The sequence below is a fragment of the Providencia sp. TYF-12 genome, from assembly GCF_041344805.1.
In the GTDB taxonomy this organism is placed as follows: Bacteria; Pseudomonadota; Gammaproteobacteria; order Enterobacterales; family Enterobacteriaceae; genus Providencia; species Providencia huashanensis.
The window spans coordinates 371,996-384,542 of sequence record NZ_CP166833.1 but is presented as its reverse complement, the minus strand read 5'-3'; the positions used below and the strand labels follow the sequence as shown (position 1 = coordinate 384,542).

The following is a 12,547-nucleotide window of genomic DNA, read 5'->3' as shown; positions in this document are numbered from 1 at the left end:
TCATGAGCGAACTGGTGCTTTTTACTAATTCAATGTCACGCGGTAATACTGTTGACCTACTGTTAAAAATTTTAGATGTTCCTTATAAACGTATTGAATTAGATTATGGTGCAGATATGCACACGGCCGAATATTTGGCAATTAACCCAATGGCAAAAGTCCCAGCATTGGTTGATGGTGAGGCTATCGTCACTGAAACAGCGGCGATTTGTTTATATTTAGCGGACAAATTTATTGAAAAAGGCTTAGCTCCTGCACTTAACGACGCCAAGCGTGCTGATTATTATCGATGGTTCCTCTTTACCGCGGGCCCAATAGAAACTGCGTTCACAATTAACGGCCTTAATATTCAGCTCAATGAAGAACAACAAAAATCATCTGGATTTGGTTCTGTTGAACGCACAATGGCGTGCTTAGAAACCGGTTTAAATAACGCTAAACCTTTTATTTGTGGCGAGCAATTCACCGCAGTGGATGTGTATGTAGGGGCATTTGTAATATTCTTCACTAAATACAATATGATGGAAGTCACACCAGCAATGAAAGCTTACATGAAAAGCTTGTCAACTATTCCTGAAATTGCCGAGCTACTCGCGTAATCCCCATGTAAAAAGAGCCAAGTTATTAACTACTTGGCTCTTTTATTCATTAACAGTATAACCAATATTATTCGTATGCTTAACGCATAGTCACAAACTCTTCCGCTGCGGTTGGGTGAATAGCCACAGTGTTATCAAAGTCTTTCTTGGTTGCGCCCATTTTTAACGCTACTGCGAAGCCTTGCAGAATTTCATCCATACCAAAACCAATGCCATGAATACCGACAATTTTTTCTTCTTCACCCACACAAATTAACTTCATACGGCAAGGTTGACGATGAGAAGTTACCGCAGTATACATGGCTGTGAAAGACGATTTATAAGTTTTCACATTTTCAGCGCCATATTTTTCAACGGCTTCTGGCTCAGTTAAACCCACAGTGCCAATTGGTGGGTGTGAAAATACTACCGTTGGGATATTACTGTAATCTAAATGTTCATCTGGTTTATTATTAAATAAACGTTCGGATAAACGACGCCCTGCCGCAACAGCCACAGGAGTCAATTCAACAGCACCAGTATTATCACCCACTGCATATACACCAGCGACATTGGTATTTTGGTATTTATCCACTTTGATGTAGCCTTTCTCATCCAGCTCAACACCCGTGGCTTCAATATTCAGGTTATCCGTCATTGGCTCACGACCAATAGCCCAAATCAATGCATCAACTGTATGCTCTTGGCCATTTTCCAATTTTAACGTTAAAGAACCATCGGCATTTTTTACCACTTCTTTTGGAATAGACTCTGTGTGCAGTTTTGGCCCTTCCGTGTTCATAACTTCAACCAGCGTTTCTACAATCAGAGGGTCGAATGAACGCAGTGGCGCATGTTTACGAACAAATAAGTGTGCTTGCGCACCGAGTCCATTTAAAACACCTGCCAATTCAACAGCGATATAACCCGCACCCACCACTGCAACACGCTTTGGTAGCGCTTCCAGCTCGAAGAAACCATCAGAAGTCATACCATACTCTGCACCAGGGATAGCAGGGATCACAGGGCGACCACCGGTGGCAATTAAAATATGATCCGCGGTATAAGTTTCGCCATCCACTTCAACAGTATGTGCATCAACAAAACGAGCAAAACCACTGATCACATCAACTTTATTATTGCCAAGAACGCGGTCATAAGATTGATGAATGCGATCAATATAAGCAGTACGGCTATCAATTAATGTTTTCCAATCAAAACGATTAATTGTCGTATCGAAACCATAGTCAGGACCATAATTACGAATGGCTTCAGAAATTTGTGCCGCATGCCACATAACCTTTTTCGGTACGCAACCTACGTTCACACAAGTTCCACCTAATGCTTTAGCCTCAATTAAGGCACATTTTTGCCCATACATTGCTGCACGGTTCATCGACGCAATACCACCGCTTCCGCCACCAATTGCAATATAGTCGTAATGTTTGCTCATAATTTGGTTATTCCCATTGATTGAATGACTCATTGATTCATTTTCTCGCATCATGCTATTGATTGCCATGGCATGAATAGCGTTTTATGATAGCTAATACCTGTTAATTCAATTGGCTATACCTATCCTATTGTGCGAATTATTCTGGTACAACCCACTCAACTAAAGTATGCCCTATACCTTCAGGCACCAGTGTTTTATGTAACCAAGGCAGCACATTTTTCATTTGCTGTTCCAATTTCCACGGTGGGTTGATGACAATCATACCCGATGCCGTCATGCCGCGTTGGTCGCTGTCAGGTCGCACAGCCAATTCGATTTGTAAAATTCTGCGGATCCCTGTTGCTTCTAATTGATTAAGCATACGTTTTATTTGTTGGCGCAACACGACGGGATACCAAATTGCATAGGTTCCCGTTGCAAAACGTTTGTACCCTTCAACCACACCTTTAACGACCGCTTCATAGTCTGTTTTCATTTCATAAGGTGGGTCCATCAACACAAAACCTCGACGACTTTGTGGTGGTAACTTTGATTTTAATTGTTGATAGCCATCTTCTTTAGAAACTTGTGCTCGATTATCACGTGAAAACTCAGTACGTAATAACGGATAATCGCTCGGATGTAATTCCGTTAATACCAGTTTATCTTGCTCACGCAATAAATATTTGGCTAATAAAGGCGAGCCCGGATAATAACGCAAACGGCCATTATCATTGAGCTTACGTACAATACTCATATAGGGCTGTAATTCCTCAGGTAAATCTGGTTGCTCCCATATCCGCGCAATCCCTTCGAGGTATTCACCTGTTTTTTCTGCATGTTCACTGGTTAGTTGATAACGACCTGCACCTGAATGCGTGTCTAAATACAGAAAAGGTTTTTCTTTCTCTTTTAGAGACTCAATAATCAAACTCTGTACCGTGTGTTTTAACACATCGGCATGGTTGCCTGCGTGAAAGCTGTGACGATAACTTAACATGTAACGTTTATTTCCTGAGGAAATTCAACACTAGCCAAATAAGATGACTACTATTAAATAGGTGCTTTAAAGAGTGCCTTTTTGAACAAAAAATAGGCCGGATTAATTCTTCAGCCTCATTATAGCTAAATTTAGCCACAATTGTCACAGTGAAGGCAGCGCTAAAATTCACATGACCTAAATGAAATAAAACGCTATCCTAAATACAAATTTCAACATAACCAGGGGTAAATCATGAAGAAGCTACTGATAGTAACCACAGCTTCCGCTTTGTTTTTTGTAAGTTCATCAGTCATGGCAGCTAAAACACAAAATGGCTGCGACATTAAAAAACAAAGAATTGAAGCACAGATAAAATACGCGAAACAGCATGGCAACCAATACCGTGTTCGCGGCTTAGAAGAAGCATTAGATAACGTTAATCGTTATTGCACCCCAGAGTCTTTATATCGTGATAGCCAAAAGAATGTCGACGAAAAACGTGAAAAAGTGCAAGAACGCGAAGCTGAATTAAAAGAAGAAAAGCAACAAGGTAATGACCTCAAAAAGATTAAAAAACGTGAACGCAAATTAGCTGAAGCGCAGGCTGAATTAAAAGAAGCACAAGACGAGATGCAGATATACAAAGGGGCTCTTTAATTTTGATATATTCCCTTTTTCCTGATTAATGAATTGGTTACTTTCACTGCACAATATCATTCCAATGACATTTGTTTATCTAAAAAATAGGCATTGGGATGAAGTTACCCTTTATTTTAGGCTATAGTATTGTGCATATCATTCATAACTAGCCACTGAACAAGGCCAAAGTAAGACAGTTTTCGTTGCAGGAAAAGGGGATTAAATGTCGAATATGCAGGAAGAAGAACAAAAAGATAGCAACAAGCTGAAAGCGACACTGAATAAAAGTATTGATGGCAGTAAAAAAGCGCTCACATTCTCAATGCGTGTTGTTAATTTTATTTGTGCAATTCCATTTATTGCACACCTCATTCGAACCGCACAACGTTTTACTGACCGTATGGGAAACCAGTTTGGTGCCGCAATTACCTATTTCTCATTTCTATCGTTAATTCCTGTTTTAATGTTTTCATTTGCAGCTGCGGGTTTTGTCTTAGCCAGTAACCCTGAACTACTTGAAAAATTAGTCCGAGGAATTTCTGCAAATATTACTGACCCAACCCTAGCTAATACATTAGAAAGAACCATCGATACTGCAATTCGCCAACGTACGACGGTCGGGTTAACCGGTTTAGCCTTAGCGGTATATTCAGGGGTCAACTGGGTAAATAACTTACGTTTAGCTATTTTGGCTCAATCGCGCCCTGTATGGGAGCGAAATGAAGATGAGCACGAAAACATTATTTTCCGCTATATCCGCGATTTTTTTGCTTTGATTGGTTTGCTGATCGCATTGGTTGTCACAATCATGCTCACTTCAGTGGCCGGTTCTGCACAAGCAACCATTGTCAGCACATTAGGGCTTGATGGTATCGAGTGGTTAAAACCTGCGTGGACACTAATAGGGTTAACTATTTCTATCATGGCTAATTTCCTATTATTTTTATGGATTTTTTGGATTTTACCTCGTATGCAACATCGTCGTCGGTCCCTCATCAAAGGGACTTTTCTGGCTGCCATCGGGTTTGAAATTATTAAATCAATCATGACATGGATTTTACCGAACCTAGCGTCATCTCCTTCCGGTGCAGCATTTGGTTCAGTACTAGGTTTAATGGCTTTTTTCTACTTTTTTGCCCGTTTAACCCTATTTTGTGCAGCATGGATAGCTACCGATGAGCAAAAAGACTCATTGCCTACCGAAACAACGCTTTAATCATCCAATTAGGGCAGCGATAATCGCCGCCCTACTATTTACACAATTTATCCATTCATCTCTTCAACCCACGTTTTCACAAGCAAGGCGGCTGGCATTTCGCGTATTTTCACTAGGTTTTTCCCTGCCCAATGAGCAGAAAAGTCATCACACCCCAACTGACTTGCTGCGGCATTTAACTGTTTTGCAATATCATAAGCAATTGGATAATCAGGTAATTCATTTATTTTATAATCAAGGCCTATTTGCGTAAATTGATTCGCAATCCCCCTTGCCGGCCGCCCTGAGATTACAGTTGTTAAAGTGGTGGTATCCGTTGTCTGGCTTTTCAATTTTTGCCGATAGCTACTATTTGCGGCAGATTCAGGACACAAAATAAACGCCGTTCCCAACTGCGCTGCGGCTGCACCGCCATCTAATGCCCCTTTGATATCATAACCATCCATCATTCCCCCTGCTGCAATAATAGGTAACTGGGTCTGTTTTATAAGTAATGATACCAATGCGTTAGTCGTTAATTGTTCATCTTGCATATTTACATCAAATATACCGCGATGCCCACCAGCCTCAATACCTTGAGCAACAATTGCATCAATCCCGGCCTGTTCTATTAACTGGGCTTCTTGCAAATTAGTCGCGGTGGCTAAGGTATAAATGCCTTGCGACTTTAATTGCTGTACGACCTCGGCTGAAGGGATATTAAAATGAAAGCTGACTGAAGCTGGTTTCATCTCTAACAACATCGCCAACATTTCAGAGTTACCTAAAAAAGTTTGGTAGATTTCATTAAGATGAGTTGGAGGAGCCGTATTAAACTGAGCAAAGTAAGGCGCCAGATATTCTATCCATGCGCGTTCATTAGTTTGGTTGCGTTTTGGTGGTTGATGACAAAATAGATTCACATTGAATGCCTTATCTGTCAGTGCCTGTGTTTGAGCTATCATCTGACGTGCTTGTTCAACTGTGCTTGCCCCTAACCCTAATGAACCTAACCCACCGGACTCAGAAACTGCCGCCACTAATGCAGGTGTAGACACCCCCACCATCGGTGCTTGAATGATAGGATAGCGTAAGCCTAACCGGTGTAAAAATGCATTTTCTTTAGCCATTTTCTTTCCTTTATTGTAATGTCGGGATACACTTTACTTTCTTGCATTGAGAATGAATATAGCACTATATTCACATAAAGAGAAAATGAACACTGAAACTCTTAAAATATTCTGTACCGTTGCTGCTGAGCTCAATATCACCCGCGCAGCTGCACGTTTAGGTCGCGTACCATCGAATATCACAACACGAATTCAACAATTGGAGTCAAATCTTGGCGAACTGTTGTTTATTCGGCAAAATAAACGCCTTGAACTTTCAGAGGCTGGTAGGCAATTTCTTGATTATGCTCATCGGTTATTAGCCCTTGAGGAAGAAGCTCGCCATGTCATTAGTGGGGGGCGAGAAGGTGGGCAGTTGCGTATTGGAAGCATGGAAAGTACGGCGGCTTGTCGGCTACCCATACCTTTAGCACAATTTCATCAGCAAAACCCAAATACTAAATTGTTATTACGTACTGGGTCTTCACTTTCATTGCTAGAACAAGTCAATAGCGGCAAACTGGATTGTGCGTTTGTCGCACTGCCTTCTGCGCTATATGAACCTAACCAACTCTCACAAATGGGGATCAAGACCGAGGTCATTTGGCAAGAAGAATTGCAATTGTTGCTTCCTGAACATGAACATTCAGCAACCATTGTAAATCAAGTTAAAACCCGTTGTTTAGCGGCTTTTGCACAAGGGTGTAGCTATCGGAATATTGCGGAGCAATGGTTAAATATTCCAGCAAGTTTCGATTGGAATGTACAAGAAATGAACTCTTATCACGCGATGGTGGCTTGTGTTACCGCAGGGAGCTGCGTGGCACTTCTTCCAAAAAAATTAATCGAATCAATGCCTGTTTCATCTTTAAAATTAGGCAGAATTACAGTGACTCACTGTGATACCCTTTTGATTTACCGCGAAAATTACCATGTCCCTGCTTTTAGCGCATTTAAAGCGTGTATTAGTGCATCTAGTCATGATTAATATAGTGCCTTCATTATAATTACCTAACATGGGGTCATGATGACTAGCTTTGTGAAACAACTTGAAGAATTAACCTGTGGGGTTGTTCTCTATTATCACAACCAGACGAAAAGCAGTGTTGCTAGTTTCTGTTCTAGGGGATCAGACCTTGCAGGCTCCCCACTCACTGTCGATACACCACTACGGATAGCGAGTAATACAAAAACCTTTACCGCGGCAGCGATTTTACGACTTGCTGAATTAGGCAAACTGAGCATCAATGATGCTATCTCTAAACATATCGACCCAAAATATAATTTATTACTAAGTGCCCAATATGACACGAATGCAATTACCGTGCGTCATTTACTCAATCACAGTAGCGGGCTATTAGACCATGCTGATGCCGACTACCTAACTGAAGTTCTCAAACGCCCTAATTATCAGTGGAGCCGTGCAGAGCAATTAGAAATGTACATCCACAAGCAGTTTCCATTTTTTCCACCTGCTAAATCGTACATCTACTCAGATACTGGCTATATTTTGTTGGGGGATATTATTGAGCGAATAACAGGCAAATCACTTGGTCTAGCAGTAAGAGAATTACTCAAATTTGATTCAATTGGACTAGAAACTGCCTATTGGGAACACCTAGAATCTCCCCCAACAATAGCAGCACCTAGATCACGCCAATATTTAGGGAAGTTGGAAGGGACACATATCCACGCCTCTATGGATGCTTATGGCGGTGGTGGTTTAGTGATGTCATCAAAGCAGATGGCAGTGTTTTTAGAGGCGCTTTTCGGGGGGGCTATTTTTTCATCGCCAGCGACCCTAACAACCATGTTAAGTACCGGCCCCCATGATGGAGCAGAAAATTATCGACTCGGCATTATGGCAAGTGTTGTTAACGGCATTACCTTATATTCTCATTTAGGTTTTTGGGGCTCTGTGGCTTATTACTCCCCTCAAACAAAAACAAGTGCCGCAGGGTTTGTCGATAACAGGGGTTCACGAGAAATACTAATAACGGCTATTGAATCGTTACTAAGCCAACAAGTTTGAAAAAGGATAGCCAATGGCGACCAACGGCTACCCTTCATCATTTATTGTGCAACGGCCGGTTTAGCAGGCACGAGATCTGTTTGCGTGGCAGTTGATGTGGAGGCTTGAGGCCAAAGTGCTTTAATAAATTTTTGGCGAATTTGTTCCGCATCCATTGTTTGTTTATCTTTTGGCTGCGCTAAAACAAAAGCTGCTTCTTGCGATAATAAGCGACGCGCTTCCATGTTAACTTGCTCAAGGCTTTGCGATGCTAAAAAAGACTGCCTTAAACGTTGATACTGTTCGGGAGCAATATCAACGACCCCATTTTGCTGGGAAATCAAACGCTGACTAATCAAAACATCAGTGCTAGTGCGGGCATAGGCAGCAAACAATTGCGATAGCTGCACCTGTTTTTCTTTCATCATGTCATCAAACAGCTCGGCAGGGATACCATTTTGGTTAATTGTAGCTAACTCATTAATGACAATATCAGTCACCGCGGCCATTTTTTCGGGTGCAGCACTGACAGATAGCGTACAAGTGGCTTTCTGGTATTGCACACGACAATCAAGCCCGGGGACCACTTCACCTTGGTTAAATTTTTGATTAAACGTTTTTTGCAAAGAACGATAAACCGCTTCGCGCGCTAAGTCACTTGCCCAATAACGTAATAATATATTTGAGTCTTTAATTGGTAACCAATCGATATCCCAAATCAAAGAAAGGGTATCCTGCGCCAGTTGCTCTTGTAAAATATCAATAGATTGTGGTTTTACCGTCGATAGCACCGCGACAGAAACAGGCTCAGAGCGTCTGCCTTCTAGAGATGAAAAAGTTTGCGATATCGAGTCAGATAACATCCGAGAATCCACATGACCAGCAACGTATAACGTCATCACATCCGGCGTATACCATTTTTGGTAAAAAGCGTTCACGCTTTCGAGATCGACATTGTCATTTGGTTTTTGGCCAGGGTCATAACCCATCATCGCAGAACCTTTTAAACGAGCTCGCCAAACTGGGTCGCTTGCATTTAAAGGCAGTGTTGCAACAGGCACGTTTTCAGCTGTTAAGCCATTATGCAGTGTCGTTTCGGTATATTCGGCTTTCACTACAGAGGTAGCTAGCCAACTCAATGCTTGCTTGATTAAATCAGGCCTGTTGTTAGGTAAACTTAAGCTGTAAGTTGTGTAATCATAAGAAACAACCGCAGGTGGAATTGGCATGTCTGGGTCTGTTGCCTGACGCCAAAACTCTTGTAACGTTGCGGTTGGAAATGTTTCAGTCTGATGATACAACGCCATTTTAGGAATTAAATAACTGTACCCTTTCTCACTCGCTTTTTCTGTTAATGAACCTGTTTTAATTGCTAATCTGAGTTGGATACGGTCATTTGGACGCTGTGGTGTTTGTAATAATTGCCAGCTAAAGCCATTTTCTAGCTTTCCTTGCTGCCATGCTGGATCAGGTTGCAGAGATTCAGCGCTTGCAAATTGAGTCACTGATAATAATACAACACTGATAATATACCGAACTTTCAAGCCCTGCATGTAAACCCCTATGTGTTTTATATCTTTATATTTAACCGCAAATTACGACAGGTAAATTAACGAAAAGCGTGAATTTACCGGGTTAAACAATACCGTTTGGCTTTATCCAATTTTAATTTTCACCACTATAACGATATTAGACCATAAAGCTGAGTTCATGTTCATGGCTTAGTCTGAATTTTGCTGTTTTCTTTGACGGTTGTAACCTTTTGCAAGTAACCCAAGCTCATCATCATGATGATATTCAGAAACAACCAGCTGATTAACTTGATCATTTGTCTGTAACTCGATAGCCATTTTACGCAATGGCCTGACAATCATCCTGCTGACACACCACGTCATTGCAATAGCAATGATAAGCACCAACAATAAGTAAGTCGTTGTCATCAATGCCAGTGTGTTTAAAGCAAACCGATATACACGATTAGGGTCGACTTGTAAGGTTAAATACCCTTGAGGCTTCGCTTGCAATACAGCATTGCCGTATGCATATAAAGGTACCGTCATTTCGACTGGAATGCCGACAAAGTAAGTCGCCCACTCGGGGATTGGCTTCGGTGTTGCAAAACTTAAATTCATCACCGTTGCATTATCAACCGTCACAATCGCATTACCCATAATACCTGATGTCTTTAAGCTAATGAGTAATCTTTTCGCCTCGCTAAGGTCCGAACTTAGCAATGCGTCGGTTAATGGTTTCTGAATTTGTACAACAGCATTACTAAGCTGGTCTAAATAATCTTGCTTACGTTGTTCGATTAAGTAGCTGAATTGGATAGCTAAAAAAAGCGCGAGAGAGAGTAACGTAATTCCAAAGAATACGATCATACTTTTTAACGTTAGTGAGCGTTGGACCTGTGTGTTCATTTGACCACAACCTTCCTAATCAAGCAGCTTTTTAAAGAAAAATAGAAACGTCAATCAGTATACTTGATTTTATCCCCAAAAGAGTAATTTAAAAAGAAAGATTGGATATTTAGGATAAACGATATCCTAAAGAGAATTAAATATAAAATAGAAGAGAAAAACGGCAGAAAGTCAGACTTTCCGCCGTATTAAACATTAACTCACGACAACAGATTGTTTCTCGTCTTCATCAACAGCAAAACACGCTACCAACTGTTGGTCATACTCATTTAATGTCGGCTGGAACTGAGTACATTGGCCAAAAGCTCTACGGCAACGAGCCGCGAAAGCACAGCCTGGAGGTGGGTTCAGTGGGCTCGGCAATTCCCCTGTTAACTTAATACGTTCACGCCTTGAGTCTGGGTTTAACCTTGGTGTTGCAGATAACAAGGCTTGTGTATAAGGATGCAAAGGGTTATTAAAAATCTGCTCTTTCGTGCCTTTTTCAACGCAACGTCCTAAATACATTACCATGACCTCATCAGCAATATGCTCAACCACAGATAAGTCATGGGAAATAAACACATAAGACAAGCCAAGATCCTGTTGTAAATCCATCATCAAGTTTAATACCTGAGCGCGAACAGAGACATCCAGCGCAGAAACAGGCTCATCTGCAACAACAATGTCTGGGTCAAGCATTAAACCTCGTGCTATCGCAATACGTTGTCTTTGCCCTCCCGAGAACATGTGTGGGTATCGGCTATAATGTTCTGTTTTTAAACCTACTTTTGCCATCATTGATAATACTTTTTCTTTGCGCTGTTCTTTCGATAGCGAAGTATTAATCAATAAAGGTTCTTCTAAAATTTGCCCCACCTTTTTACGGGGATTCAATGAGCCGTATGGGTTTTGGAAAACAATTTGAATTTTCTGACGGCGCAGCTTCTCCGCTGATTTATCTCTAATCAGCAAATTTTGATCTTGATAATACAATTCGCCATCAGAAGGTTGCTCTATCATCGTTAACAAACGACCAAGTGTGGATTTACCGCACCCCGACTCCCCAACTACGGCTAGCGTTTTACCTTTCTCTAATTCAAAAGAAACCCCATCTAACGCTTTAAGGGTTTTCTCCGCAGAAAAAAAACCACTTTTAACAGAATAATACTTTTTCAAATCCACGGCTTTTAGCAATGGGGTATGTTGTTTGTCACTCATAATGTTGGCCTCCCCATATCATCTAACGGCATATGGCATTTGACTTGGCGATCACCAACGGTTTGTAACATTGGCTCCTCTTGACGGCACTTATCCGTTGCGTATGGGCAACGTGGATTTAATAAACAACCGACAGGCCTGTCATATTTACCGGGAACAACACCAGGGAGTGATGCTAAACGTGATTTATTCGTTGCAAACTCAGGTAATGCTCTCAATAGTGCTTGGGTATAAGGGTGACGTGGGTGTTTAAAAATATCACTCGCTTTTGCTGATTCAACCACCTGCCCTGCATACATCACGATGATATGGTGTGCAGCTTCAGCCACAAGTGCAAGGTCATGGGTGATCAACACTAACGCCATGTTTTCTTGCTGTTGTAGCTCCAAAAGTAGCTCAATAATCTGCGCTTGAATTGTGACATCCAAAGCTGTTGTTGGCTCATCAGCAATCAACAGTTTAGGGCGACAAGCAATCGCCATTGCAATCATCACCCGCTGACTCATCCCACCTGATAATTGATGGGGATAGACATCCAAGCGTGATTGAGGATCAGGGATACCTACCATGTCGAGTAAATCGATAGCCCGCTGTTTCCGTGTGCTTTTACTGCCACCTTGATGCACTTTGAGTGCTTCCATGATTTGATAACCCACGGTAAAACATGGGTTTAGGCTGGTCATCGGGTCTTGGAAAATCATCGCGACATCCGCACCAATAATTTGTCTACGTTCTTTTTCAGGCATAGACAATAAATCGCGTCCATCAAACTCCAACGATTCTGCCATCACTTTCCCGGGGTAATCAATTAACCCCATGATGGCAAGTGAGCTAACCGATTTCCCAGAACCAGATTCACCGACGATACCAACGACTTGCCCTTTATCAACGCTATAACTGATACGATCAACCGCGCGAAATGGCGCTTTTCCATCGCCAAAATGAACCGAGAGTTGTTCTACATTTAACAGTGCCATT

Annotated in this window: 12 protein-coding genes; 5 read left to right on the top strand and 7 right to left on the bottom strand. The window is 41.6% G+C overall.

The window, feature by feature from the left end; genetic code table 11:
• Window positions 1-2: 2 nt before the first annotated feature.
• Window positions 3-599 (top strand): glutathione S-transferase family protein, encoded by a 597-nt coding sequence (locus ABE954_RS01770; protein WP_042847644.1) that lies wholly within the window; start codon window positions 3-5, stop codon window positions 597-599.
• A 79-nt stretch (window positions 600-678) separates the two neighbouring features.
• Here ABE954_RS01770 and gorA read toward each other — a convergent pair whose 3' ends face one another.
• Together gorA and ABE954_RS01760 are read right to left on the bottom strand one after the other, a co-directional pair.
• Entirely contained in the window at window positions 679-2,031 is a 1,353-nt protein-coding gene (gene gorA, locus ABE954_RS01765) for a glutathione-disulfide reductase (protein ID WP_042847802.1), read from the bottom strand.
• Window positions 2,032-2,170: 139 nt separating this feature from the next.
• Entirely contained in the window at window positions 2,171-3,013 is an 843-nt protein-coding gene (locus ABE954_RS01760; protein WP_048605429.1) for a 23S rRNA (adenine(2030)-N(6))-methyltransferase RlmJ, read from the bottom strand.
• Between the two features lie 234 nt (window positions 3,014-3,247).
• Between ABE954_RS01760 and ABE954_RS01755 the strand changes: the two genes are divergently transcribed.
• A complete protein-coding gene (locus ABE954_RS01755; RefSeq protein WP_042847646.1) occupies window positions 3,248-3,652 on the top strand; it encodes a DUF1090 domain-containing protein in 405 nt (134 codons plus the stop codon).
• Between the two features lie 205 nt (window positions 3,653-3,857).
• Window positions 3,858-4,850, top strand: a complete 993-nt coding sequence (yhjD, locus tag ABE954_RS01750; RefSeq protein ID WP_370661209.1) for an inner membrane protein YhjD — start codon at window positions 3,858-3,860, stop codon at window positions 4,848-4,850.
• 47 nt (window positions 4,851-4,897) lie between these two features.
• On the opposite strand, the gene ABE954_RS01745 is transcribed toward yhjD, so the two are convergent.
• Window positions 4,898-5,959, bottom strand: coding sequence for a nitronate monooxygenase family protein (locus ABE954_RS01745; protein ID WP_166696970.1), 1,062 nt, complete (start codon window positions 5,957-5,959; stop codon window positions 4,898-4,900).
• 85 nt (window positions 5,960-6,044) lie between these two features.
• Here ABE954_RS01745 and ABE954_RS01740 point away from each other — a divergent pair, with 85 nt between their 5' ends.
• On the top strand, window positions 6,045-6,926 hold the full coding sequence (locus ABE954_RS01740; protein WP_071547624.1) for a LysR substrate-binding domain-containing protein: 882 nt from the start codon (window positions 6,045-6,047) through the stop codon (window positions 6,924-6,926).
• 36 nt (window positions 6,927-6,962) lie between these two features.
• Window positions 6,963-7,970 (top strand): serine hydrolase, encoded by a 1,008-nt coding sequence (locus ABE954_RS01735; protein WP_071547623.1) that lies wholly within the window; start codon window positions 6,963-6,965, stop codon window positions 7,968-7,970.
• A 41-nt stretch (window positions 7,971-8,011) separates the two neighbouring features.
• Here the strand turns inward: ABE954_RS01735 and ABE954_RS01730 are convergent, their stop codons facing one another.
• The 4 genes from ABE954_RS01730 to dppD all read right to left on the bottom strand — a co-directional run bounded on the left by ABE954_RS01730 (window position 8,012) and on the right by dppD (window position 12,546).
• Window positions 8,012-9,502: an insulinase family protein gene (locus tag ABE954_RS01730; RefSeq protein WP_129466952.1), complete on the bottom strand. Its 1,491-nt coding sequence runs from the start codon at window positions 9,500-9,502 to the stop codon at window positions 8,012-8,014.
• A gap of 168 nt (window positions 9,503-9,670) precedes the next feature.
• Entirely contained in the window at window positions 9,671-10,369 is a 699-nt protein-coding gene (locus ABE954_RS01725; RefSeq protein WP_071547621.1) for a HAMP domain-containing protein, read from the bottom strand.
• A 195-nt stretch (window positions 10,370-10,564) separates the two neighbouring features.
• Window positions 10,565-11,569, bottom strand: coding sequence for a dipeptide ABC transporter ATP-binding subunit DppF (dppF, locus tag ABE954_RS01720; protein WP_042847655.1), 1,005 nt, complete (start codon window positions 11,567-11,569; stop codon window positions 10,565-10,567).
• Window positions 11,566-12,546 (bottom strand): dipeptide ABC transporter ATP-binding protein, encoded by a 981-nt coding sequence (dppD, locus tag ABE954_RS01715; protein WP_371025708.1) that lies wholly within the window; start codon window positions 12,544-12,546, stop codon window positions 11,566-11,568. Before dppD ends, dppF begins: the two co-directional genes overlap by 4 nt.
• Window position 12,547 lies beyond the last annotated feature (1 nt).

Coding starts and splice junctions, on each gene's coding strand:
- dppD (WP_371025708.1), bottom strand. CDS start 12,546: ATGGCACTGTTAAATGTAGAACAACTCTCGGTTCATTTTGGCGATGGA.
- ABE954_RS01760 (WP_048605429.1), bottom strand. CDS start 3,013: ATGTTAAGTTATCGTCACAGCTTTCACGCAGGCAACCATGCCGATGTG.
- ABE954_RS01740 (WP_071547624.1), top strand. CDS start 6,045: ATGAACACTGAAACTCTTAAAATATTCTGTACCGTTGCTGCTGAGCTC.
- ABE954_RS01730 (WP_129466952.1), bottom strand. CDS start 9,502: ATGCAGGGCTTGAAAGTTCGGTATATTATCAGTGTTGTATTATTATCA.
- dppF (WP_042847655.1), bottom strand. CDS start 11,569: ATGAGTGACAAACAACATACCCCATTGCTAAAAGCCGTGGATTTGAAA.
- gorA (WP_042847802.1), bottom strand. CDS start 2,031: ATGAGCAAACATTACGACTATATTGCAATTGGTGGCGGAAGCGGTGGT.
- ABE954_RS01735 (WP_071547623.1), top strand. CDS start 6,963: ATGATGACTAGCTTTGTGAAACAACTTGAAGAATTAACCTGTGGGGTT.
- ABE954_RS01770 (WP_042847644.1), top strand. CDS start 3: ATGAGCGAACTGGTGCTTTTTACTAATTCAATGTCACGCGGTAATACT.
- ABE954_RS01745 (WP_166696970.1), bottom strand. CDS start 5,959: ATGGCTAAAGAAAATGCATTTTTACACCGGTTAGGCTTACGCTATCCT.
- ABE954_RS01725 (WP_071547621.1), bottom strand. CDS start 10,369: ATGAACACACAGGTCCAACGCTCACTAACGTTAAAAAGTATGATCGTA.
- yhjD (WP_370661209.1), top strand. CDS start 3,858: ATGTCGAATATGCAGGAAGAAGAACAAAAAGATAGCAACAAGCTGAAA.
- ABE954_RS01755 (WP_042847646.1), top strand. CDS start 3,248: ATGAAGAAGCTACTGATAGTAACCACAGCTTCCGCTTTGTTTTTTGTA.